The sequence below is a fragment of the Lentimicrobium sp. L6 genome (genome assembly GCF_013166655.1).
In the GTDB taxonomy this organism is placed as follows: domain Bacteria; phylum Bacteroidota; class Bacteroidia; order Bacteroidales; family UBA12170; genus UBA12170.
On sequence record NZ_JABKCA010000073.1, the window covers coordinates 1 to 25,573 of the forward strand.

Below are 25,573 nucleotides of genomic sequence, written 5' to 3' on the forward strand. Positions count from 1 at the left end.
CATTTGAGTAATATATTTATTAATAATAGCTTCCTAAATTAACAAGAGAAAAAAATGACTAGATTGTCCATCCCCAAGAAAAACACGTTGATCCGATTTGCCCAGACAATGCTCATCTTACTGCTTAATGATAAGCTACCACAAATGCACGAATGGTTTATGCTGGTTTGGATTTACACGAATGCTAGCTAATCTTCGCCATGTATTTCTCCAACGCTACTCCACTCTGAACTTTAAACTTAAAACTCTGAATTTTAAACCTACTCCAATTCTCCTCCATAAATGCTTCTACCGGAGGTAATTCTATTAAGAAAAAACCTAGCCATAACTTTAAGTACTTTAGGCACTTTATGAACTCTAAGTACTTTAAGTACTTTTCCCCTACACCTTCACCCCTATCACCAAAACATCATCTAACTGTTCTTGCTCGCCTTTCCAATCATTAAAGGCCAGAAGCATGTTCTCTCTTTGTTGTGTAAGCTCCTGTTTTTTCTGTTCAAGAATGAGGTTTTTAAAACGCTTATAATTCATCTTTTTACCTTTTGGTCCACCAAATTGATCGGCAAAACCATCGGTGAAGAAATACAGCTGATCTCCGGCAAGTAGATTTACTTTATGATTGCTAAAAGCTTCCTTATCTCTGGCATGAACTCCAATAGGCATACGATCTCCTTTTTGCTCAATCAACTCGCCTTCACGAATGATATACAGGGGATTATAGGCACCTGAAAACTGTAGCTTTCTGGTTTCTGTATCTAAGATAATCAATGCAATGTCCATTCCATCTTTGGCAGTATCAGCACTATTACTTTGATGCAAGGCATTAATCACATTATCTCTCAGCTTCTCTAAAATATCACTGGCCACAAACTTGTTCATTCTACCCACAATCTCATTGAGGTAAGCAATACCCAACATACTCATAAATGCTCCAGGCACACCATGACCTGTACAATCAGCTGCTGCAATAATAAGGTGCTTGCCTTTCTTGATATACCAATAGAAATCGCCACTCACAATATCCTTAGGTTGATAGAGGATGAAAGCTTGGGCATAGAGCTGATACAAATGCTCCTCCGGCCTCATGGCAGCATACTGAATCCTACGAGCGTAGTTTATGGAATCGGTAATATGTTTGTTCTTTTCGGCTAACAAGTCGTTTTTGAGCGAGATCTCTTTAGTACGGTCAAGTACTTTTTGCTCCAATATCTTTTTCTCCTTTTTGAGGAGGTAAATTCGATAGCGCACTCCATAAAATGTAGAGGCGATGATGATCAATAAACTTCCGCTAATAAACCACCAAGTTTGCCAGAAAGGTGGTCGAATAGTAAACGAGTATTGAGCCGGAGTTTCATTTTCTACTCCATCGAATGTAATGGCCTTCACCAATAATTGATACTTCCCTGGGGGCAATTGTGAGAAACTAATATTCTTTGAATTAGTCACCTCCCTCCAACCAAGATCTAAACCATCTAGCATCACTTGGTATTTCAGATCAGTCTGATTACTTAATGAGATGGCATGATAATTAAAACTAAAAGAGTTTTCATCGTAAGGGAATGTGGCTCCAGAGATCATAGGAGCCTCCTCCATATTCACTTTCATTTGTACCAAATGAATAAAAGCTTCTTTTAATTTACGATCCTCTGTTTTGGTATCATAAATCATAAGTCCCCCTGTGGTCCCAAAAAGCAAGACCCCATCTTTTCGTTTTAAAAAGGAGTTGGTCTTGGTTTCAATTCCAGTATAGCCCACATTCTTATTATAATGGATGATTTCCTTGCTATCAAGATAATAAACATTTAAGCCATTATTACTTCCAACAACTATTCTATTGTCATCCATAAAGTGCAATAGGCTCACATAATTAGAAAGCAAACCAGATTGCTGGTCAATTACTTTTACTAAACTATCCTCTACTAATTTAAACACGCCATCAAAGGTTCCTACCCAAAGCTGACCACTTGGACTTTCCGCAAAACATATAGGGGTTATGGTTCGGGTTTTTTCGAGGATGGTGATATTTCCATCTTTATCTATATTGTTAATCCCTCCATTTCGAATTCCAATCCATAATTTATCCTGTTCTCCTCGATACAAAGTCTCTATATCACGGTCTGATAATCCATCGGTTTGAGAAAGTTTAAATATTTTTCCGCTATTAACCTCGTAATTAATCAGGCCATCAACAGTAGCAATATAAAGATCAGAACCCACTACCTCAAGATCATGAATCATTTTAGCATTTTTTGGCAGGTTAGAGTTGATTACATAATCATATTGAAACTCTCTTGTTTTGGTATTAAATTTTTGGATTCCCGATAAGGCAGAACCTATCCAAATATTACCATCTTTGTCGCGAACTAAATTCTTTATTTTATTGGATATCAATCCCTCAAAAGAAATAGCATCTTCATTTTTTTGATTATAGATTGCTAAAACTTCGGCTTGAGTTGATGTTGAAAATTCTAAAACAGCCACCCCATAATTTGTGGCTAATAGGATAAGGCTATCATTTACTTCGCAGATATCAAAAATTTGCTCATTGGGCAAGCCATTGTCTTCTGTCATAGATAAAAACTGATTACCTTTAAAAATATAAAACCCATTTTCTTGAGTAGCAATATATATATTCCCTTCTGTATCTTCCGTTATCTTCTGAATACTCTGGCCCTGAAGACCATTCTTCACATTAAAATTAACCTGCACACTGTCTTCTACTACTAAACTCACTCCTCCTCCCCAGGTACCCACCCATATTTGTCCTTTAGAATCCTCAAAAATAGTACTCACCCAATTATGGGCTAAGCCATCTCTATGATCGAAGAATGTGAAAACAGAATCTTGAGCATCGAATTTATAAAGTCCACCATTATGTTTTCCAATCCAAAGGTTTGCTTTTGTATCTTCCATTAGGGTAGTTGTTAAAAAGAAAGAAGGAAAACCTGAGGGTCGAAAGAAATGAAATTTAGCGCTATCAGCATCCATATATTTCATATCCACACTGGTGGCGAAAAATATTCGCCCATCACTTGCAGCCGATGCATTGTAAATTTGGGAGTCGATACCATCTCTACCTGAAAAATGACTAATGGTTTCTTGATCAGAGTTTACATTCTGAATAATAAACAATCCTGCCCCAATGGTACCAATGATAATATCTCCATTGGTATTCTGGGTAATATCACTTATTTCTCCTTTGGCCTTAATAGAATCGTTTATAACCTCTCTGAAACCTAATTTAGTTTTCAGGTAAACATTTCCATTTTCATAACCCAACCATAATTGACGATCCGAATCTAGGAATAAAGCTCTAATTGAATTTTCAGGTATACCATCCTCCGTTCCAAAATTCTTAAAACTCTCACCATCAAAACGGCTTAAACCCGAAGGAGTTGCCAACCATATATACCCACCATCATCCTGAAGAATATCATATACTTTTGAATTAGAAAGGCCATCTCTTACACTATAATTTTCGAAATAATAGGTTTGAGAATATGCTAAAAAAGAGAGGATAACAAAAAGCGAAACACTTAATGTTCTTTTAAAAACAAGCCCTAGAATGTGTTTAATATGCATGACATCAGGCTTTATTCCTGATTATCATCTGTTGCTTCTTCTGCCGTATCTGTAGCTGGAATATCTGCCTCCCTTTTAATAAAGAAGAAAGTTCCATTCTCATCCTCAAGACCATCAATTTTACCAAACTGAGGTTTTTGCTGGTTGTCTTTAGTTACAGCTTCACCCACGTTTAATACAATACTTTCAATGGGCAAACAGGCCTCAGAATTATTAATTAATGAATTGGCAAAAGTCTTAGTAAATTGTGAATTATCAGAGGCCAATTCATAGCCAGCTGAAGAAAGTACTTGAGATGATTTAAACTTCACTGCTTTTTCATCGGCACAAGTTCTAATCTCAATATCATTTCTCATGGCTTGATAGAAAGAAGGCCCAGATTCACAAGCATCTGTTATCACCAAAGTATGTGTTAAATCATTGGCATAAACTTGCATACTTGCTTTTAGGTTATTCAAATTAAAATAGGAGAATTCATCTGTTCGATCTGCATCAATAGGAATCCAATAACCAGTTTCATTTTGAAATTTACCATGACCAGCATACCAAACTACCAAAGAGTTAACGTTTTGATTTTTTACCATATCACGCAATTCAATACTGAAAAAACGCTCCATTTGCAATTTACTCATATTGGGGCGATGTATAAAATTATGGATTTCATAGTTTGCCAAAGCCGATCGCATTAACCTCACGTCTTTTACTGGTCCATCTAGGGAAGCGAAAGACTCATATTCTGAATTCTCAATAAATACCACCCAGGTTTTTCCCATTGGGCTATCAGCAGCATAAAGAGCCTCCTCCCTATTCAAGAAATATTCTGTTTCTAATTTATTGTCATAGATATCGGTAACAATCATCACAATTTTAGTCTTATCGCGTAGATCCATATTTGTAGAGAATACGGGATTAGCTTCATCACGACTGAAAGGGATAACCACATCATCAATCAATATGGATTTAATCAAACTTTCATCAGTAATACTTCCTTCGAAATAAACTCTAGAATCATCAGCATCCAATATCATTTCGTTATTTTCATTTACGAAAGGATTCATAAAAGCCACTACTGGAATATTATTTTCAACCCTTAAGATATTATAAGTTGTTGTTGATTTATTTCCGTAAACATCCTCAACGGTGATATCAAAAGATTCCTTATCAAGCACTGAAATAGATTGTGTTAACTCTAGACTTCCTGAATTAGAATTTACTTCAATGCCATTTCCATCTATAACTAAACTCTCAATCTTATTATCATCTTGAACTTGTAAGTTTAAATCAACCATTTCGGTTTCATTATTAACTCTTAGTGTTTTATCTTTAACATTATCATTAATTACATGAACTGATGGGGCATCTGTTTCTCGTCTTAATTCAAACAAACGAGACTTTGAATCCGTGAGCATAGCATCTGCTACCACGACTCCTCCAGCAGACAAACCTATAATACGTAGTAAATCCTCTTGTGCCTTTACTTCATTATCAATTTCCTCATAAGCTTGAGCTCTTTTATAGAGGGCGTATGAATTTTTTGGGTCTTTATTAATGACAGCAGAATAATCGCCAATGGCATTCATATGCTGGCTGTATTCTAAATATAAGTCTCCTCTGAAATTAAGGTTATCGGTATAATCATCATCAGATTTATACATCACAATTACCTTTGACATATCATTGATAGCATAACTGTATTCAATTTTTTTATGGTAGCTATTGGCCCGAGTAAGGTAGGCAACTTTATTGCTTTTGTCAGAGCGAAGAACAATATTGCACTCCCCAATGGCAGCATCATACCTATCTTGATAGTAAAAAGATAATGCTAAGCCATTGTGATAATCAATATTATTAGGGGACTCTTTGATAGCTTCTTTATAACTGGCTTCAGCAGCAGTATAATTCTTTAAAATATACTGAAGGTTTGCGATTTCAAAATGTGATTCTGGAGTTTCTTTTACATCCAATTTTTTCTTAGCATAAAACAATGCTTTCTCCCAATCTTCAATTTTTTTCAAACAGGCAATTTGTTTATCGTAAACAACTAAATCCTTGGTTTCAATATTTAAATATCCCGCATATTTTGAAGAAGCTTTTTTATAATCTTCAATCTGAATATTTAGGTCTGCATTTTTCAACCATGGAATTTCTTCCTTTGGAGTAAGCTTATTTACCATATCCCAATCAGCAATAGCAGATTCAATTTCGCCTTGTTGAGTATAGATTTGAGCTCTTGTTTCATAAGCTTCCACCATGTTAGGATCAAGTTTGATGGCATGAGTCAAAGTAGCTTTGGCCTCATTTATTTGATTCTCTTTATATTGTTTACTTCCTGTACGAAGCAGTTTTTTAGCGCTTTGACCATCTACATAACTAATTGATACAAATAAGATGGCTATTAATAGTAGAAATTTTCTCATAGCTGTGATTTTACTTTTTATACTTTATTGATGCGTTAAGTGTTACAAAAATACAATAATTATTACAACAATATCAAATGATATTCAAAGAGATGCGGCATTTTAACGGTGTTTTTACAATAACAAAGTCATTATACAGAAATGCTAAACTGATTTTCAAGAATTAAACCATCAATATCCCATTTTTGGCACGGTTTTGTTATTTATTCCTTAAAAACCTCCTTTCATATCGATATTCTAGGAAACATAACAAAAGCGAATGGCTAATCAATTGTTATGCCTAATCATTTGTAAAACCTTAAAAAATCGAATCATGAATAAACGAAAATCATCATCCGCCAACCTAGAAAACAAAAAAATCATCTTCTTAGAAATAGGATTTGTACTTGCTCTTGCAGCAATATTGTTTTCTTTTGAATACAAATCCTATGATAAAATCATTTATGATAATCTCTACGAATCCAATTATCATGAAGATGAATTAATCAGCCCTATTATTCTTAAAAAGCAAGAAAAAATACCGGAGAAACCAAAATCATTTATGGTTTTAAATATTGTTCCTGATGACAATATTACAGAGGAAACCGAAATATTCGATCCCACTATTGATTTTGAGGAGCCCCTGGAACCTTGGGAACCCAATGAAGAAGTAGAACTAGAAATCGAAGAAATCCTCCCCTACTATAAAGTAGAAACAAAGCCCGTTTTTCCTGGAGGAGAATCAGCCATGCTTTCTTTTGTGGCTCGAAATTTCAAACTGCCTAGAATAGATTTAGAACAAGGCGTTAGTGGGAAGATATTTATTGCATTCACCATCAGTGCTGAAGGACAAGTTACAAATGCTCGAATACATCGTGGCATAGCCCCAGCAAGTGATACAGAAGCTTTACGAGTTGTAAACATGATGCCAAATTGGGAGCCTGGAGTACAAGGTATTAGAAAAGTAGCTGTTGATTTTGTACTTCCTATAAAGGTAAGCATCAGATAGCTATCCATACTCACCACTCACACTTGGAGTGTAAAAGCTAGGACAATAAAAAAGCGGGCTTTAAAGTCCGCTTTTTAAATCTAAAATATCTTTGGGAACCGCTCTGGATGATACTCATGCATCATATTATAAGCTTTTTCGAAAACATCTTCAGCATTAGGGTTGGAAAAATAATCACCATCGGTACTATAAGCTGCACGATGTGCCTTAGCCGTTAAAGTTAAGGGCTCAGCATCTAAATGATAGAATCCTTTTTGCTCTTCAATAACCTTCTGCATCATATAGGCAGTAGCTCCGCCAGGAACATCCTCGTCAAAGAAAATAACCTTATTGGTTTTCTTTAAAGACTCTAAGATACGATGAGTTCTATCGAATGGAAGCAAGGTTTGAACATCAATAATTTCGGCATCGATACCAAATTCACTTAATTGGTCTGCTCCATCCATGGCAATTCTACAACAGCTACCGTATGTCACAATCGTTAGATCTTTCCCTTCTCGTAAAACTTCTGGTTGTCCTAAGGAAATGGTAAATTCACCAATATTTTGGGGTTGTGGCTCGCGAAAACGATAGCCGTTGAGTGGCTCAATAACTAAAGCGGGCTCGTCACTCTTCAATAAGGTATTATACATACCTGCTGCCTGAGTCATATCTCTAGGTACACAAACATACATCCCTCTAATGGAATTGATGACCATACTTAATGGAGAACCACTATGCCAGATACCTTCCAACCTATGCCCTCGTGTGCTAATGATTACTGGTGCTTTTTGCCCACCTTTGGTACGGTAAAGCATGGTACTGATATCATCGCTCATCACTTGTAAACCATAGAGGAGGTAATCGAAATATTGAATCTCAGCAATAGGCCTAAATCCACGAAGTGACAAACCCAATCCTTGACCAATAATAGTAGCCTCACGAATACCCACATCGAAGATTCTCTCTTCGCCATGTTTTTCCTGTAAGCCTTCGAAAGTTTGATTTACACCTCCTATTTTTCCAACATCTTCGCCAAATGCAACAACTAATGGGTTATTCTGAAAAATATAGTCCCAATTATCGCGAAGAATTTCGCGACCTGGAACTTGTTTAGGTCTTTCTTCATAAATAGGAGCAATAGCTTCTACATTTAGAACGGAAGATGCATGAGGACTATGTAGATATGAATTATATCTATCACTATTTTTCTCCATTTCCTTTTCCAACCAATTGGTCACATTGGCTTTAAGGGAATGATTGGGATCACTACACTTATCACAAACCAAGCGAAGAATTTTCCTAGCTGAACTGATGATTTCCTTTCGAATAGGCTCACCCACCATTTTTAAATCTTTCTTAATGGAATCAATTTGAGGTGTATTGGAACAATGGCAAGATGAAATATTTGCCGTGGCCAATAATTCGTCACGCTCTTTCTTGATAGGTTGTAAAAACCTTTTCCAAGCTGTTTTCTTGGCTTCTTTTGCTCGGATAATTGCTGCCTTCTCTATCTCTACTAGGGTAGATTCATCAGTGATGCCCTCCTCTAATATCCAAGATCTCATTCTTGCAATGCCATCGAAATCTTTCTCCCATTGCAGCCTTTCTTCTGACTTATAACGCTCATGGCTACCGGAGGTAGAGTGTCCTTGTGGTTGAGTGACTTCTGTGATGTGAAATAGAACTGGGTTTTGCTCTTTACGACAATGCTCTATTCCTTCTTTATATATTCTACAAAGCTCAGGATAATCCCAGGCTTTTGCTTTTAGTATTTTATATCCTTTTCCTAATTCATTATTCTCAAATCCTTTAAGGACTTCAGAAATATTTTGTTTGGTAGTTTGGTAGGTATTTGGAACTGATATTCCCCATCCATCATCCCAAACACTAACAGCAAGAGGAACTTGCATCACTCCGGCTGCGTTTATAGTTTCCCAGAAATGGCCTTCAGAAGTACTGGCATCGCCAATGGTAGCAAAAGTAACTTCATTTCCCTTTTTAGTGAAATTAGTAAAAGTGTGGAGGGCTTCATTTTCTTTATATAATTTAGAAGCTAAGGCTAGGCCCAAAGCTCTTGGCATTTGTCCAGCGGTGGGTGAAATATCTGGGCTAGAGTTCTTTTGTGCGCTTAGATTTTTCCAATTTCCATTTTTATCTAAACTACGGCTAGCAAAATGGTTATTCATTAAACGCCCTGCATTGGCAGGAGTATTTTCCACATTGGTATCTCCATATAACTGGGAGAAAAACTCTTCTAGAGTCATCATGCCTGTGGCAAACATAAAGGTTTGATCTCGATAGTATCCTGAGCGCCAATCACCATCTTCAAAAACTTTGGCCATGGCTAGCTGTGGGATTTCTTTACCATCCCCAAAAATACCAAATTTAGCTTTTCCTGTTAAGACCTCACGTCTTCCTAATAAGCTCAATTGCCTACTTTCGTTGGCTAGTTTATAATCGTTAAGAACTTCAGAAATATAGGATTTAGAATGCTTGTGTGTTTTCATGTAGCTGTTTATAATTATTCTAAATTGGAGCGCAAATGTAATAAAAAGTTGAGTGGTATCAAAGTGCTCTAATTTTAAATAAATGACTTAATAGCTCAATAAAAATAGCATAAACACAGCTGAGAAAGGGTTGGTACATCAAAATAATGGAAGGAAAAAAACATAAAAAAAGCAGCCCAAAAGGCTGCTTTAATATTTTTTACTGTAGTGTAAACTTAATAGGCATTCGGTATTGAACCCTTACAGGTTTTCCTCTTTGCATACCAGCTTGCCACTTAGGCATAGATTTGATTACTCTAATGGCTTCTTCATCACAACCACCGCCAATACCACGAAGGATTTGAACGTCGGTTACAGCACCATCTTTTTCCACAACGAATGTTACGAATACACGACCACTTATACCGCTTTCTTTCGCCATTCTTGGATATTCAATATTATTACCAATGTAACGATACATTTCCTGCTCACCACCAGGGAATGATGGCATTTGCTCTACCACAAGGAAAATTTCTTCTTCTACTAATTCTTCCTCTTCTTCAACAATAGGTACGTACTCTTCCATTTCGGTGTCGTCGTCCATATCTACATCGATTTCAATTTCATCTTCCACCTCAACATCATCTTCTACAACGTTGATTAAAGTAACTTGTGGTGGAGGTTTTGGTGGAGGTGGCTTAACTTTTTGCTCTGTTATAGGAATGATTTCTTCTGGAGTATCATCTACAACACGCTGAACCAAATCGTATTCTTGCTTGTCATAGCTTTTCCATTCCATAGCTACAAAAACCACCGCCAGAGCAATAACAAAGCCAATCTCAAGGAATACCGTTCTCTTGGTCTCCAAATTTGCTTTTTCGGATTTTCTTCTTTCCATAATGTTATTATTTAAAGGCGTTATTTTTCTTTTTTTACGAGCCGCTAAAATATGAAAATTATTTTAATTCTCTAAAGCTCTGTTATTGTATATTCTTAAGCTTCTATTAAAGCTTTATAATCATCAGCACTCAAAAGAGAATCGAGTTCACCAGCATCAGCTAATTTCACTTTGATGATCCAACCTTTATCAAACGGGTCAGTATTGATTAACTCTGGAGCGTCTTCCAACTCAGCATTAAACGCTACAACCTCGCCGCTGATGGGCATAAATAAATCAGAAACCGTTTTAACAGCTTCAATCGTACCGAAAGCTTCTTCTTTATCAAGGCTCTCACCTTCAGTTTCCACTTCTACAAAAACGATATCACCTAACTCACCTTGAGCAAACTCAGTGATTCCAATATAGGCTTCATCGCCCTCAACACGAATCCATTCGTGATCTTTGGTGTACTTCAAATTTTCCAAAACGCTCATATCTAATATATTATAATTTAAAATTTGGTAAAATCTATTCAACTGCAATATTATTAATTTTTCCAATAGAAAAGCCTAATAAATATCATATTTCAGCCTATTTATATTCATTTTTTATTCGCTAAAAATAAGCCTTCTGTTTTTTTCAATTTCATGTATCAAAACCTTCTCTTCAATTCTATATTTTAGGCTTACCGCTTTATAAATATCTTCTATTCCCAGCTCACTTTCATCGGTTTCTAAAAAAAGTCGATTCAAGGAAATAGCTGAAATACTTTGGGCAATTTTGGAATTTGGATTTAATAATAAATGACCAATACTAAAATAAAATCCATTCTTCTGTAACTGACCAATTAAATCTTTACCACCATTGAACCCATGTAAAACCCATTTAAATATTGAGTCTTCCTCCTTTTTTATAACTAATAGTTCCTGATAAGCCTTTATACAATGAATAATGAGTACTTGTTTTTGAGACTTCTGAGCTATTCTAATTTGCCTATAAAAAATCTCTTTTTGTAATGCCAAATTCGTGCCACAAACTTTATCTAAACCAACCTCCCCAAGAGCAACACAATTGGGTAAATCAATATAATTTTCCAAATCAAGCAATGCTTGTTCAACATCAATGCTATCAATATCCCAAGGGTGTATCCCTATTGAAAAATCGCCTTTTTCTGGAGGAGGTTTTTTATCAAACCCAAGTCTATAATTAAAAATGCCCTCCCCTATTTTATGAGTATGAAAGTTAAAAAGCATCAATTAGTCAACAAGTTTCAAGGACCAAAGCATACCTTCTAATTCTCTCATCAAAGGTGCTTTCTTTTGTTTTGGAGCATAAGCAAATCCATCAATAGTAATGAGCTTCCCTCTTTTTTCATCAACAAAAGTATAGGAAATAAAAGGGCCTCCCATAAAGTCGTTTTCAACTCTCCATAACCCTCTCATCTCAACGGCGAACATGTTATTATAAGAAAGTTCTTTAGAAATAGGCTCAATATATTCATCAGAAATCACCTGATAGGAACCAACTGTTGGTCCAGGTATATATGTTCTAGTTAAATTATTTCTTCTCAACAAAATACTTCTATGATCAAAGTCGGCTGTGGAATGATAGGGCTGTGTATAAACGATGATATTCATAGAGTTAGCAGCCGTTTCTTTACGAACCCATAATTTCGTACTGTCTACTTTTGTCACAGAATAACCTTTTGGAATATTCATATCGATATGAAAATACTTTTTCAATTCCTTAGAAATCTTTAAATTTTTAAATTTAGACCCATAACTATTCATTATCCTTGTACGCTCATTATCAACAAATAAGTCGAAACTATTTTCTTTGACCTCCTCAAAGCTAATCAGCCATTCATGAATATTAGGTGCATTTATTTTAACCACAATTTGCGGAGCAGCCCATAAATCTTTCTTAGATTCCACAAAGGCTTCTTTTATAGAAGGGTCAATATTGACAATAAATATATTGTGATGTTTCTTAAAAATCTTTTTAGAAATAGATGCTTCATTGATATTAACTACTTTAAACTCTTGCTCAGGCACTGGCAACAGTTTTAATTCTCTTGTAAAATTTCTTCTTATGCTATCTCCAATTTCCCCATCCCATTGGCTTACATTATTTGTAACGATAAGGATCTCATTAAGCCCGCCCGTACTAGATCTTTGGGTAACTTCAGTGATTTCATTACAAGATATTAGACTTGTTAATACAATGAGCCATAAGGAAAGTTTAATTATTTTCATGTGTTAAGTTTTAGAATATTCACTTTTGTTCACTACGGAACAACCAATAATCGTTCCAAAAAAAGGGCTAGAATGGATATCCAATACCAAAGTTTAAAATAGGTTGTTTATAATAACTATCTCCCTGGCTATATACCCATTTATTAACCGAACCTAAACTTGGATCATATAATTTGAAGGCCAAATCGAATCGGAGGATAAAGAAACTAAAATCAAATCTCAAACCATACCCAACACCTAGCGCCATTTGCTTATAGAAGGTATCGAACTTAAACAATCCATCAGGAAAACTTTCGTTATTGTAGATATTCCAAACATTCCCAATATCCGCAAAAAGCGCTCCATTAATTCTCCAAAGAATATTATGTCGAAACTCTACATTAGCCAGTAGTTTAATATCACCATGCTGATAATAGTTCTTTAGCTGCAAAGTTTGCTCATCCAAGACATAAGCTCCCGGACCAACCGACCTCGCCCACCAAGCTCTTAAATCGTTAGAGCCGCCCATAAAATACTGTTTTTCAATTGGAGAAAAATCCGTATTTCCATATGGTATAATTAATCCACCGAAAGCTCTTGTTGTTAGGCTAATTTTATCATTCAGATACCAGGTATAGCGCAAATCGATATCCGTTTTATAATATTGATTATATAGTAGACCAGCAAAAGTATAATACCCAGGACCATTCATATTAAGAGAATCGCGTGTATCGTTAATATATTCCTCCTGCAAACTATCTGGGAGAAACTCATGCGCATAAGCCTCAATCACCTGAAGGTATATATCACCAGCTCCTGTCTTTTTAGTTCCTAGTGCATCGTTAGCCAAGGTCAAAATATTCCCTGCCACTTCAACTTTCAAGTTAATAAAAAAGAAATCTTTAGGTGTATTTAGCTTCTGATTGGTATAAAAAACAGAGTAATTTCCAGCAGGAATTACATGATCAAAATACTGATCATAAAGGTTTTTATCGATTAAGTATTGCAAATAATCATATTGGATATCTCTAAAGCGAGTCAAGTAAAAATCAATTGGGTTTAGATTATGTTTTAATTTCTTTGGGGTTGACCAACTATAACCAAAACTAGCACTCGTGGTTTGACGTACATACTCCGACCTGTCTTTTAGGGTAAACCCAAAGTTGACCAAGGTGCTTGGGAAATACCTATTATTGAATTTATAAAGCCTAAATGGTGAAAAGAAATTTGGAAACCTTAAAGTGGAATTTACACCATATTCATAGGCTAAGATACTTTCACCTTCGGTCAAATTAGAAGTCGACCTTTCTACTTTTCCATTAACCGAAATATCAAAAAATATAGCCCTCTTAAAGAGGTTTCTATGATTATAGGTGAATTTCAAACCTGTCCCAATGGTTCCTGAAGAAGTATAACCTTCTAAGTCTATGGAGTAAGATTGCTTGGTTCTTGGACTTAATTGAATTTCCACATCTAATAGCACAACACTATCCGATTTAGGCTTTTCAAGAGAAGGAGTCACTTTAAAATGAACAGATTTAAAAACGCCCAAACCGCCTACAGAACGAATGCTTCTGGCAATATCTTCTTGTCGGTATATACTATCTTTTCTTATATCTATTCTTCTTTGTAAAAGATTGGGCTTAAAAGTAAGCTCGTCGTAATATTTAAAAGGAATACTATCTTTCCCAAACAAATGAATTTTCATGTCATCCTCATGAAGAATATCAAAACGATAAGGATAATTGTGTACTGTAAGGCTCTTAAAATAATACACAGGGAAGTTAGACTTAGACTTCAGTGTATCACCGTTTGCAGATGTTTGATAGATCTCAATACCAACCTTTGCCTCCATTGTTTTTTGAAGTGTGTCGGCAAAATACACAATTTGGTCGGGACCAAAACCATAATATCCATGATTCTGCAATAGTGAGCTTATATCGTAGCGTAAGTTATCTAGTTCATAGGCATTAAACAATTCTCCAGCCTTTGGAATCTTCAACTTAGTATTAGAGGAAATTAAGGATTCTATTCTTTTATCTGTTGTCTTAAGGTTCAACTGACTAATTTTATAAGGAGCATTTGGAATGATATGATACTCGACCAAGGCACGTTGCTTTTTCTTATCAAATCGCGCACTGTCACTATGAACTGAATAATAATACCCCAGATTACGCATATATGCCGACATTCCTTCTTTTGATTCTTTTAAAGTAAGTCTATCATAGATTACTGGTGCTTCACCAACACTATTTCTCCACCACCGACTTAAATAAAAAGGATCTTGTTTTAGCTTTTTCCCATTTTCTAATCGCTTTTCATTTTTCTCTTTTGCTTGGATGGCTCTTTTTTGGTCACGTTTGGCCTCCTTAATTGGATCTACCATATTATAAAGACTTACATAAAATGGCCATCCTAATATGGTTCTATTGGGCTTTTGAACGGCAAAGTTTTTTACTTCAGCTTTATCTATAGTTTTCTCAGCAAGAACAATCTGATTCTCTTTTAAAATATACTGATTTTCTTTTAAATACTTAGTGGGACTACAAGATTGAAATAATAGCAGAAAAACTAAGCCTAAGAAAAAGGCTGGTCGATGAAAGCGGATATGCCTAATGGTGTCATCCCACATAAATGACTATTTATTTGGATGCTGCTCTATCCATCTTTTATTAAATGATTTTTCTGCCATTTTTGGAAGGTTTCGTTTATTTCCCCACGCTTTTTTAAAGAAAAGTGAGGCGATGAAATTCTTCACTCCTCCACCGAACAAATCCAATAGTTTTCTTTTTAGCATGAATTTTTCCCAGGTTTTCACCATGGTTCTTTCAGAAAAGGTAGTGAGTTTTTGATCTACAGCATCTTTTCTATTTTTAAGGAGCATGTCGTGGAGAGGGATTTTAACTGGGCAAACCTCGGTACAGGCTCCACAAAGGCTAGAAGCAAAGCTCAGATGTTTATAGTCTTTCATGCCCAAAAGCCAAGGTGAAATTACAGAACCTATGGGCCCCGTATATGTAGTTTTGTACGTATGACCACCTATGTTTTTATAAACGGGGCAAACATTCAGGCAGGCACCACATCTAATACAACTCAAAGCTATACTTTGTTGTTCTTGCTTTAATACTTCTGTACGCTGATTATTTAATAAAATAACATACGTTTCTTCAGGTCCCTCCTCATTTTCCCGCTTCCCACCTGTGATAATGGAATTATATACCGTTACATGCTGTCCCGTTCCATGAGTGCTTAATAATGGCCACATGAGAGCTAAATCATTAACGGAAGGTATCATCTTTTCAATTCCTGCAACAATAATATGCACTTTGGGAAAAGCCATAGTAAGGATACCATTCCCTTCATTTTCAGTAAGAGCAATTGAACCTGTATCAGCAATCAAAAAATTGGCGCCTGTAATTCCAGCATCAGCAGAATAGAACTTATCTCTAAGTTTCATCCTTACCCTGCCTGTCATTTCTTCGGCACTTAGATTTTCATCCCAATCAAACTTTTGATGAAAGAGTTCTGCAACCTGCTCTTTACTTTTATGCATGGCAGGAGTTACGATATGGTATGGCTTTTCATCTGCCAATTGCACAATATACTCCCCTAAATCTGTCTCAACCGATTCAATACCATTCTTTTCCAATGCAGCATTCACTTCAATTTCTTCCGTAGTCATCGATTTACTTTTGACGACTTTCTTGACTGCTTTTTCTTTGAAGATCCTAAGGATTTCTCTGTTAGCATCTTCGGCATTAACTGCCCAAATGACTTTACCCCCATTTTGAGTAAAGTTCTGCTCAAACTCAATTAAATATTTATCTAAATCATTAATAGCCTTACGTTTAACATTGGCGGCACGCTGACGAGCCAAATCCAAATCTGCATATTGTTGCAAACCATCTCGAAAGGCCTGGTCATATTTACCAATATTAAAGTTAAGGGTCTTACGATGCTCCATATCGAAGGCCTTTAATTTAGATGCTTTGTTGAATTTTTGAGCAGCTTCTGACATAGAGTTTCTTTATAACAATTGAGATATTTTTTCCACTCTACCAATATGTCTTCCCCCTTCAAAATCAGTATTAAGAAAGGCTTGTAACATTTTCCAAGCTAAATCTTTTTCCACAAAACGACCAGGAATACTCATAATATTAGCATCATTATGCATTCTTGTTAATTGTGCTTGTTCGACAGTCCAACACAAACCTGCTCTTACCTTTAGGTATTTATTGGCTGTAATTTGAGCACCATTACCACTGCCACATAAAATGATTCCCATACCATAAACACCATCATTGATAGCTTTAGCCAGAGGATGAATCATATCTGGGTAATCTACACTAGCGTCACTATAAGTCCCCATATCTTCAACCTGATAACCATGAGCAACCAGTTGTTCTTTTAAAAATTCTTTCATTTCAAAAGCGCCATGATCACAGGCTATGGGGAGTTTTTTTGTCTTATCAAACATCTGCTTGGTTTTAATGGACAAATTTACAGTAAAATTTCTATTTGGCGACATGCCATATGCATAGCTTTTGAGAAATTTTTAAAGCACTTTTTTTGAAACTCTCAGTTCCATAAAAAGCCAATGATTAATTGTACCTATCCTTAAAGGATCATTTCATTTTTTCCGCTCGTTGAAACAGCTCATTGGCCTGTTCTGTTTGACCGAGATTTTGATGTGTTAATGCCAAGTTGATAATGGTTGATTTATCATTTGAATTAAGTTGATATGCCTTATTTAAATTCATCAAGGCTTGCTGTAAATCTCCAGTCATGGCATAAGCCATACCTAAATCCGCAAAGGCATAGTAATAAGAATCATCAATATCTATAGCCCTATTGAGATAGTAAATAGAAGAATCTAACTGATTAAAATCTTTACCCCAAGTTTGTCCAAGCATATAAAAGGATTCGAAGGATTTCGTTAAACTCCTTAACTCTTTGACATCATTTAATTTTATTCTTTTATCTTGAATTTTCTTTAATGACAATACCATATTATCAATAGCCAATTGGTAATTGGCATCCCTACTCAGTACTTTTAAATAGTATTTATTGGCCTCCTCAAATTTAGCTTGTTCATATTTAGTATTTGCCATTAAAAGCAACCCCATATTGGTTTCATTTCTATCAATTGCATATTCTAGATAAGCTGCTGCTTTGTCCAAATATTCTTCCCTATAAGCTTTGCTACTTCTATCTCCTTTGAGCTCTATGGCTTTATTTAAGTATTGCTGAGCTGCGCTTTGAGTCATAATAGCACTCTTACTCGATATTTTCACATCTGTGGTATACAGAGTGAAATTATTTTCCCAGTCTAGATTTCTATCAATGGTTTTTGCTGAATACAAAAAGGACATCATCAAAAGTGCAATCATCATTATGTTTTTAGATAACTTTCCCTTTGTCCATTGGGGGAGTTTTTCAAGCAATAAATAGGCAATAATAATAGTGAATCCTAAGGATGGAACATACATAAATCGTTCTCCCATAAATGGCCCAATAATAAGAGCCAAATTAGAAACTATGGAAAAAGTGATCAGATAATACCAGATTCCAAATGCAAAAACACTCCTTTTTCTAAGCCCCAAAGTGGCAATAAGGCCTAAGGCTAAATAGAATATTATTGGAATGATAGATTTGAAATGATAGATTTCTACATAATCGATGTGAAATGGATAGTAATCTATAGTTAAGGGGCTAGGATAGAATAATAGTTGTATGTATTTACCCCATGTATAAAAAACAGTTCCGTATAATTGGCTCCAACCATCAGCGTACATAAATGAGTTGCTTACGATATTATCTGCTTGTGTTGATTCCACATCAATATGCCCAAGGACGGATTGTCGACAAAACACAAATAAAATGACTGTAGCAAACAAAGCTCCAATCAGGGTTTTATACTTTGAAAATTGAACTTTTGGATGGAAAGTCCAAATCGTTAAAGGGATGACCAATAAGAACATGGCCGCATTCTCTTTGGCAAATAGTCCTATTAACAAAAATATGCAGGATAAGAGTAAATCCTTCCATCTTTTATTTTCAATATATTTTAAAGCCCAAACCAAAGACATGATAGAGAACAAGAAAACCAAGATCTCATCGCGTCCTTTAATATTAGCTACGACCTCAGTATGTATAGGGTGGGTAATAAATAATAAAGTAGCAACGAATGGAACAGAAAGTAATTTATCTTTCAATAACAAAGGCCTTCTATCTTTAAAAAACAAGATGGATAATAAATAAAACACCAAAAGCCCAGTGATGCCATAAAGTAACACATTTACCATATGATTTATCTGAGGATTCTCTCCAAACAGACCATATTCAATTGAGAATGTAGCCAAAGACAATGGTCGATATCTACCTCCTTTAAAAAGGTTTTCCTTCCCGGTAAACCCATAAAAACTATCGTGAGTGAAATGATCTACAATTCCAGAGAAGCCTTTTTTAGTAAATTCATTTCCAGTAATTACGCTATAATCATCATAAGCAAATTGATGTGTAAAAGTGTTAGAATAGATGAATACAGAAATGGCAAATACAATAAAATAGATGATTCTATCTGGATTTAAAATTTTCTCCTTCATAATTCTTGTTTTTAATTAAAGGTAATTATTCCTTACTAACCGACTTCTCATTTCTTTCTAAATACAAATTCTACTGTAGCGCTTTTTTTAAATAAGCTAGCAATCACATCGCTGATAATAAATATTGGGAAGCTCAGGATGAAAAACATTTTCTGTAAAATTATATTAAAAGAAGAATATTCTTGAGTATAAGTATGGTTTCCCTTCATACTCTCAAATAAAACTTCTCTTTTCTTATTCCATAAATTCAAAATACTCTGCACCATTCCAAACGGATTTTGCTCCATTGAAAAATACGATTCATCTATAAAAGCAAAACCTTGCGACTCCATTAAACCACGAAATGTTTTAGGCTCAAAAAAAAACAAATGCCGAGGAGGGTCTAAATGAAGCCATTTCCCTTTAAATATTCTACTTTGCCAACTATCTATATTCGGAAAAGACATCACCAAAACTCCATTAGGCTTTAAAATTTCATGTATAATATTCAAACTTAGCTCAGGTTCTGAAAGGTGTTCAAAAACATGAAATAGAGTAATGGCATCGAAGCTTTCTTTATCAAATACAACTTCTTCAAGAAAGCCTATCCTCAAATTTACTTGGGGAATTCTTTTGGCTCGTTCTGCCGATTTTCCAGCTAACTCTGTTCCGAAAAGCTTATAATCTCCATGTTTAACTAATGATTCTAAAAACTGTCCATTTCCACAACCAATATCAAGAACAGCAGAATTTGCTTCAATATATTTACTTAATTTTCTAGCTCGACCTCCCCTAAAATAGTCTAAGATTTTTTCTACAAGTGGGAAACTAAATTTTTCTTCCTGCTCACCATAATAATCATCGGCATAAGCTTGAGCCAATTGATTGGGGCTGGGGTTTGGAGCTATATAGTAGGCCTGACAATTGCAACATTGATGGATTTCCCAATGCTGACCAAAAACATCACTGGTTTTATATTTTAAATTAGATGGTGAGGATTTACAATAAGTACATTTATCCATACAAGTGCCTCTAATTATTTTTTGTTTTTGAATATATCATAATTGATTAAACCCCATTTTTGTGCCCTATATTTAAGTGAAGTTGCCAATACTCCAAATCCATATTTTGTACTTCGCTGAAAGTTGATGGAAGAAGCTCCTTCGAAATATTTAGTTGGACAAGTAACCTCAGCAATTTCATAGCCTGCATACAGAATTTGAGCTAACATTTGGTTATCAAATACGAAATCGTCAGAATTGGCTTCATAATTTACAGTTTCTAGGACCTCTCTTGAAAAAGCTCTATAACCTGTATGATATTCTGACAGCTTTGCACTCATTAAAACATTTTGGAATAGTGTTAAGAATCTATTGGCAATATACTTATACTTTGGCATTCCTCCATTCAATGCTCCTTTTCCTAAAATTCTCGATCCCAAAACCACTGGATATAGTTCGTTAGCAATTAAATAAGCTACCGATGGAACTAATTTTGGCGTATACTGATAATCAGGATGAAGCATAATAACGATATCAGCACCAAGCTCTAAGGCCTTACGATAACAAGATTTCTGATTGCCTCCATACCCCATATTTTTCTTATGCTCTACAATATGTTTTATGCCAATTTCTCTACCTTTTTCTACTGTTTTATCATGACTAGAATCATCAACCAAAATCACCTCGTCAACCATTTCAAATGGAATTTCATTATAGGTCATCTCCAATGTTTTCTCTGCATTATATGCCGGAAGTATGATTACTACTTTCTTATTATTAATCATATGGTATTAGTTTATTCTATTCAATAGATTTTTTTAATGCGATATCTGCCAATTCTTGCTCTCCAATATCTTGATAAATATAGGCTAATTTTTGCAAGCCAGACTTGTTATTTTTTTTTAAAAATTCATCTAATAATTGTTGACATAGGTCTTTTGCTTTTTGCCTATCGCCAGTTTGCAACAATAAATTTACTGCATTAAACTTCAAATTTGTGCTTTTGGGGTCTATTTCGAGGGCTTGCATAAAACAATGAGAAGAGCCTTCAAAATTACCAGAAATACCAAATGCCACACCCAAATCTTCTAAAACTTCAATACTATTTGGGTTTTGTTTTTTGGCTATGGATAAATACTCAATAGCTTTATGTAAATTATTTTGATAACGTCCATAGGTTCTTCCCAAGAAATAATTGGTTTGCCATTTATCTTTCAAATAAGGGTAAACAAGCTCCAAACCATTTATCAAGGACATAGATTGTTGAGGATTATCATACTCTAATTTTATCCTCGATTGAAACAAATTATCTTGAACAATCTGATTATTGGGTGACAGCTGAAGTACCTGGTGATAATAGTAAAAAGTACTATCTAAATTTTTACTGAGCCAAAACTGTGCATTCCCCATTAAAATTAAAGCATCCACATAACTTGGATGAATTCGAATAGCCTGATGAAGGTATTCTATGGCTTGATTTAGGTTTTGATTCCTTTGCGGCTTATCTTCCAAATCCATGGCATATTCTATGAGCTTTCCAGCAGCTGAACAATTACTTTTAGCTGAATTAGAGGATGTTTTCACATCAGTGGTCATCAATACAAAATCATTTTCCCAAGCTCGGTTCCTATCAATGGTTTTAAAAGAATACAAGCCAATAATGGTGAATAGCAAACCAAAAACCAGGTAGTTTTTCAAGTTCTCATTTTTCAATACAAGCGGGAGTTTTACGAGTATTAAATATCCCGTGATAATAGAAAATCCAAGTGAGGCACCATAAATAAATCGCTCATTCATAAAGGCTCCAATAGAGAAAAGAATATTTGAAGTTGGAGCTAAACTAATGGCAAAGAAAATAACTCCAAATGCTATTTTATGTCTTTTAAATAATCCGAAAATGGCATAAACTGCTAAAGAAAGATATACTACAACAGAGAATATGGGCCAAAAATCCCAGGATTGTGCTGCAATGTGATAGGGATAATAATCATAAGTCAAGGGATGAGGGAATATCAATAGTTTCAAGTAAAGCAATAAAGAATAGAGGATGGTAGCGTATTTAGTCATCACATCCATTCCATAAAATGAGTTATTCATAATCTCTGTGCTCTCGTGAACTCCTATACTTGCAATACCTTCAACATACAAAGCTCTAATGAGCAGATAAACAAATGAAGCCAAAAGAACAGGCAAAATTGAAACACCCATTTCTTTCCATTTCCCTCCTCTAAAAAACCAAATAGCTAGAGGTATAATAGCAATAAAAGTCACAGCTACTTCTTTAGAGAATACTGCTACTAGGAAAACCCAAAAACTACCAAATAAATACTTGATTTTTTGAGTATCAACATATTTAAAAGAAAGATATAAAGCCCATAAGGACATAAAAAAGGCAATAATTTCATCCCTTCCTTTTATGTTGGCAACCACCTCGGTATGAATGGGATGGGAAATAAATAATAGTGTGATAAAAAAGGGAAGCCAAGCTTGAAATACAGAGTTGGAATCATCACGAAACATCAAGCTTAAAACCATGAAAAGGATAAGACCCGTGAAAGCAAAGAAAAGAACATTAACAGTGTGGCTAATAAATTGATGTGCTGGTTGCTTACCTTTCATTATCCTTAAGCGTTCTATAATCACCTTTCTTTCCTTATCCCTAATTTGATACTTATCAAGAATCAAATTCTGGCCTTTTTCTAAATCACTATCCTTTAGTGTTATCAAAGTTTTGTTTAATTCCTTATTCAGCTTTTGAAACGGACTTATCTGGTTTTTATTTGAATGATTTTGATTCAGTCTTTTTTCTAAATCTAATTCATCAAGGCCTTCAAAAGGAGAGCCCATAATAAATTCATACTCCATGGCAAAGGTAAGAAGCGAAACAGGTCGATATCTGCCACCTGCCACTAAATCTTTATTCTTCTCATCGAAAAAGCCATTAAATAATTCTTGAGAAAATATTTCAGGAATCCCATCAATACCATTTAATACATATTCATTTTCGGTAATTACTATGGCATCGTCTAAAGCATACTGATGGCGCAAAGTATTACCAAACAAGATAAATGAGAGTAGAAAAATCAGGCCGTAATTCAACCATTTGCTCTTCATATATTTTCTTTCAAGCATCATTCTATGATTTGTTTTGAATTGATTTTGCCAATTTATAGTGTTTTTGGGCCTTATTTTGTTGATTCAAGAATTCATAGGTCTTTGCTAGAAAAATATGAATACTTGCTGGGTTTTCATGATTCAATTCTAAGGCTTTATTAAAGTATTTAATGGCTTCTTGATAATTCCCCGACATGCCATAAATACTTCCAATATTTGAATAGCTATTGGCATCATTAGGACTAAGTTCAATGGCTCGTAATGAGTATTTCAAGGCATTTTCAGTATCCCCCATATCAAAATATAAGGCTCCAAAATTCTGATAGGTGACTGCTGATTCTTTATACTGAATCGTTTTTTCATATTGTTCTCTTGCCATTAAAAAATGTTGATTCATTAGGTCTGCATATTTTTGAGCCTGATTTTGATTTGAATTACTTAAAGCCTGCTGCCCTATCTTTTTATAATTGAGTCCCTTTCTATAATTCGCCAAACCGATTTGTTCAAATGCATCATAATAATTAGGATATATTTTCAGTGCATATTGAAATTGTTCAATAGATTTATCTAAAAATTGGATGGCTTCATTTGGATTTGCTGTTTTCAATCCTTTATCTTGCATAACCTCTAAACCATAATGATAACGAAGGTGAGCGCTATTGGGTGATTTTTCTATATCAGCGGAATACAAACTATAACTGCTTTTCCAATCTCTATTTCTCTCAATGGTTTTAAAACCATAAAAAACTAAAATAACTGATGTAAATGCCAAAACTTTTGAGTGATTTTTAAAAAAATGAAAAACGGTCTTCTCTTGTTGAGCTTCCTTCACTTTTACTTTAAACAGTTTTAAGATTCCAACTGACACCATGATAGAAAATCCTAAAGAAGCAAAATAAAGCATTCGCTCTGCGTAGTTTGTCCCTACCATAACAAAGATATTAGAATACAGTGATAGGGTAAATAGGAAGAAGAAAATCCCATAGCTCAACACTTTATTTTTTTTCCAAGATAACAAAGCACCTATAAAAATGCTCAAATACAATAGCAGAGAAACTAAAACACCTCCATTTCCAAAACCAACCAAAGGAACTTGAGAATAAGAGACATCGCTAACCAGTGAAACTGGCCAAACTAATTGATAAAAATACTTACCTAATATTACTAATGCTGTAGCCCAGCGTTCAAGAATCGGAGCCTCTATCAAACTATTATCCAGGATAGAAACAGTTTGATCTGACATTTTTGCCTCTCCCAATACCATCGTTCGAATCATCATATAAGCCAAAAATGGAATTAAATATAAAGCCGTTCTCGGTAAAAGAGACTTCACCTTCTCCTTCTCCGCAAAAAACAAAACTGATAAAGGAATCACCAAAATAAAAGTTACGCTCCCTTCTTTGCTCAAAAATGCTAAGAAAAACAAAGCCAAGGAGCCAAACAAGTATTTCTTTTCTGTGCGTTCTGCATAAAGCCAAAAAGTATACAAAGTCAAAACAGAGAACAAGAATGACAAGATTTCATCCCTACTTTTAATATTGGCTACTACCTCTGTATGTATGGGATGTGCAATAAAAATAAGGCAAATAATAAAGGGTAATACGATATGATATTTTTTCAAAACCTTAAGCAAAGTCATAAAAACAATAAACCCTGTAAATCCATACAAAATGATATTTATCAGGTGTCCCAGCCATGCCTGATTCGGTGCCATTTGCCATTCTGCTGCAAACATCAATAAAGATAAAGGACGATATAAATTCTGATATTTTTCATCATAGCCATGTCTGTAAGAAGTCGTTAGTATTTCACCAAAACCACCAAAGCCTTCTTTTACAATTCTATTATCGGTAATTACTGATGCATCATCTAAAACATAACCATGATTTATAGTATTTAAATATAAAAATAGGCCAAATAATGTGATGATTGTGGCAAATATGATGTTCAGGTGATTGTTCATTTGGTTTGTTTTTTTCATCACTATAAATAATTTGCATTCAAATCTATGAAATTATTATGACATCATTTATAAGCAACTTTAAAATAATAATTTGCAATAAATTAACAATTCATTATATATTGATTTAGTCTAAATATGAATAATAATTACTATCATTGCTTACTTATCTTAGAGACTGTAAATAACTCAATTACTTCAAGTTATAAGGTAAACCAAAATGTCAATTCAATTGAAAAATGCCGACATACTAGATTTTGCAATAGGGTCAGATCAAGTAAAACAATAAATAATAATAGGGTTACCCATTTAAGTCTCGTGTAATTTAATCGAAGCGTAAGCAAT

Annotated in this window: 16 protein-coding genes; 1 reads left to right on the top strand and 15 read right to left on the bottom strand. The window is 34.7% G+C overall.

Annotated features, from left to right (window positions below):
• Nucleotides 1-381 precede the first annotated feature (381 nt).
• On the bottom strand, nt 382-3,582 hold the full coding sequence (locus HNS38_RS16255) for a two-component regulator propeller domain-containing protein (RefSeq protein ID WP_172283419.1): 3,201 nt from the start codon (nt 3,580-3,582) through the stop codon (nt 382-384).
• 11 nt (nt 3,583-3,593) lie between these two features.
• A complete protein-coding gene (locus HNS38_RS16260) occupies nt 3,594-5,999 on the bottom strand; it encodes a tetratricopeptide repeat protein (protein WP_172283417.1) in 2,406 nt (801 codons plus the stop codon).
• 313 nt (nt 6,000-6,312) lie between these two features.
• On the opposite strand from HNS38_RS16260, the gene HNS38_RS16265 reads away from it, so the two are divergent.
• Nucleotides 6,313-6,987: an energy transducer TonB gene (locus tag HNS38_RS16265; protein ID WP_172283415.1), complete on the top strand. Its 675-nt coding sequence runs from the start codon at nt 6,313-6,315 to the stop codon at nt 6,985-6,987.
• A gap of 80 nt (nt 6,988-7,067) precedes the next feature.
• Here the strand turns inward: HNS38_RS16265 and HNS38_RS16270 are convergent, their stop codons facing one another.
• The 13 genes from HNS38_RS16270 to HNS38_RS16330 form a co-directional block, all read right to left on the bottom strand.
• Nucleotides 7,068-9,476, bottom strand: a complete 2,409-nt coding sequence (locus tag HNS38_RS16270; protein WP_172283413.1) for a thiamine pyrophosphate-dependent enzyme — start codon at nt 9,474-9,476, stop codon at nt 7,068-7,070.
• A gap of 199 nt (nt 9,477-9,675) precedes the next feature.
• Nucleotides 9,676-10,323, bottom strand: coding sequence for an energy transducer TonB (locus HNS38_RS16275; RefSeq protein ID WP_253916419.1), 648 nt, complete (start codon nt 10,321-10,323; stop codon nt 9,676-9,678).
• Nucleotides 10,324-10,448: 125 nt separating this feature from the next.
• The gene (gene gcvH, locus HNS38_RS16280; RefSeq protein WP_172283421.1) at nt 10,449-10,829 is read right to left on the bottom strand and encodes a glycine cleavage system protein GcvH; all 381 of its coding nucleotides are present in this window, start codon (nt 10,827-10,829) and stop codon (nt 10,449-10,451) included.
• A 114-nt stretch (nt 10,830-10,943) separates the two neighbouring features.
• Nucleotides 10,944-11,588, bottom strand: coding sequence for a TatD family hydrolase (locus HNS38_RS16285; protein ID WP_172283409.1), 645 nt, complete (start codon nt 11,586-11,588; stop codon nt 10,944-10,946).
• Between the two features lie 3 nt (nt 11,589-11,591).
• Nucleotides 11,592-12,590: a DUF4837 family protein gene (locus HNS38_RS16290; protein WP_172283407.1), complete on the bottom strand. Its 999-nt coding sequence runs from the start codon at nt 12,588-12,590 to the stop codon at nt 11,592-11,594.
• 67 nt (nt 12,591-12,657) lie between these two features.
• Nucleotides 12,658-15,201 carry a BamA/TamA family outer membrane protein gene (locus tag HNS38_RS16295; protein WP_172346725.1) on the bottom strand — a complete coding sequence of 848 codons (2,544 nt, stop codon included), beginning with the start codon at nt 15,199-15,201 and terminating at the stop codon, nt 12,658-12,660.
• A 6-nt stretch (nt 15,202-15,207) separates the two neighbouring features.
• Nucleotides 15,208-16,587: a LutB/LldF family L-lactate oxidation iron-sulfur protein gene (locus HNS38_RS16300; protein ID WP_172283403.1), complete on the bottom strand. Its 1,380-nt coding sequence runs from the start codon at nt 16,585-16,587 to the stop codon at nt 15,208-15,210.
• Nucleotides 16,588-16,596: 9 nt separating this feature from the next.
• Nucleotides 16,597-17,046 (bottom strand): RpiB/LacA/LacB family sugar-phosphate isomerase, encoded by a 450-nt coding sequence (locus HNS38_RS16305; RefSeq protein ID WP_172283401.1) that lies wholly within the window; start codon nt 17,044-17,046, stop codon nt 16,597-16,599.
• 148 nt (nt 17,047-17,194) lie between these two features.
• Entirely contained in the window at nt 17,195-19,174 is a 1,980-nt protein-coding gene (locus tag HNS38_RS16310; RefSeq protein WP_172283399.1) for a hypothetical protein, read from the bottom strand.
• A 47-nt stretch (nt 19,175-19,221) separates the two neighbouring features.
• Nucleotides 19,222-20,175: a class I SAM-dependent methyltransferase gene (locus HNS38_RS16315; RefSeq protein WP_172346726.1), complete on the bottom strand. Its 954-nt coding sequence runs from the start codon at nt 20,173-20,175 to the stop codon at nt 19,222-19,224.
• 14 nt (nt 20,176-20,189) lie between these two features.
• On the bottom strand, nt 20,190-20,939 hold the full coding sequence (locus tag HNS38_RS16320; protein ID WP_172346727.1) for a glycosyltransferase family 2 protein: 750 nt from the start codon (nt 20,937-20,939) through the stop codon (nt 20,190-20,192).
• Nucleotides 20,940-20,955: 16 nt separating this feature from the next.
• On the bottom strand, nt 20,956-23,289 hold the full coding sequence (locus HNS38_RS16325; protein WP_172346728.1) for a hypothetical protein: 2,334 nt from the start codon (nt 23,287-23,289) through the stop codon (nt 20,956-20,958).
• A 1-nt stretch (nt 23,290) separates the two neighbouring features.
• Nucleotides 23,291-25,249, bottom strand: coding sequence for a tetratricopeptide repeat protein (locus tag HNS38_RS16330; RefSeq protein WP_172283391.1), 1,959 nt, complete (start codon nt 25,247-25,249; stop codon nt 23,291-23,293).
• Nucleotides 25,250-25,573 lie beyond the last annotated feature (324 nt).

What these genes read in the sequence shown, in the direction of transcription:
- HNS38_RS16255 (WP_172283419.1), bottom strand. Translation starts at nt 3,582, where the DNA reads ATGCATATTAAACACATTCTAGGGCTTGTTTTTAAAAGAACATTAAGT.
- HNS38_RS16315 (WP_172346726.1), bottom strand. Translation starts at nt 20,175, where the DNA reads ATGGATAAATGTACTTATTGTAAATCCTCACCATCTAATTTAAAATAT.
- HNS38_RS16260 (WP_172283417.1), bottom strand. Translation starts at nt 5,999, where the DNA reads ATGAGAAAATTTCTACTATTAATAGCCATCTTATTTGTATCAATTAGT.
- HNS38_RS16270 (WP_172283413.1), bottom strand. Translation starts at nt 9,476, where the DNA reads ATGAAAACACACAAGCATTCTAAATCCTATATTTCTGAAGTTCTTAAC.
- HNS38_RS16330 (WP_172283391.1), bottom strand. Translation starts at nt 25,249, where the DNA reads ATGAAAAAAACAAACCAAATGAACAATCACCTGAACATCATATTTGCC.
- HNS38_RS16305 (WP_172283401.1), bottom strand. Translation starts at nt 17,046, where the DNA reads ATGTTTGATAAGACAAAAAAACTCCCCATAGCCTGTGATCATGGCGCT.
- gcvH (WP_172283421.1), bottom strand. Translation starts at nt 10,829, where the DNA reads ATGAGCGTTTTGGAAAATTTGAAGTACACCAAAGATCACGAATGGATT.
- HNS38_RS16320 (WP_172346727.1), bottom strand. Translation starts at nt 20,939, where the DNA reads ATGATTAATAATAAGAAAGTAGTAATCATACTTCCGGCATATAATGCA.
- HNS38_RS16295 (WP_172346725.1), bottom strand. Translation starts at nt 15,201, where the DNA reads ATGTGGGATGACACCATTAGGCATATCCGCTTTCATCGACCAGCCTTT.
- HNS38_RS16290 (WP_172283407.1), bottom strand. Translation starts at nt 12,590, where the DNA reads ATGAAAATAATTAAACTTTCCTTATGGCTCATTGTATTAACAAGTCTA.
- HNS38_RS16325 (WP_172346728.1), bottom strand. Translation starts at nt 23,289, where the DNA reads ATGATGCTTGAAAGAAAATATATGAAGAGCAAATGGTTGAATTACGGC.
- HNS38_RS16310 (WP_172283399.1), bottom strand. Translation starts at nt 19,174, where the DNA reads ATGAAGGAGAAAATTTTAAATCCAGATAGAATCATCTATTTTATTGTA.
- HNS38_RS16300 (WP_172283403.1), bottom strand. Translation starts at nt 16,587, where the DNA reads ATGTCAGAAGCTGCTCAAAAATTCAACAAAGCATCTAAATTAAAGGCC.
- HNS38_RS16265 (WP_172283415.1), top strand. Translation starts at nt 6,313, where the DNA reads ATGAATAAACGAAAATCATCATCCGCCAACCTAGAAAACAAAAAAATC.
- HNS38_RS16285 (WP_172283409.1), bottom strand. Translation starts at nt 11,588, where the DNA reads ATGCTTTTTAACTTTCATACTCATAAAATAGGGGAGGGCATTTTTAAT.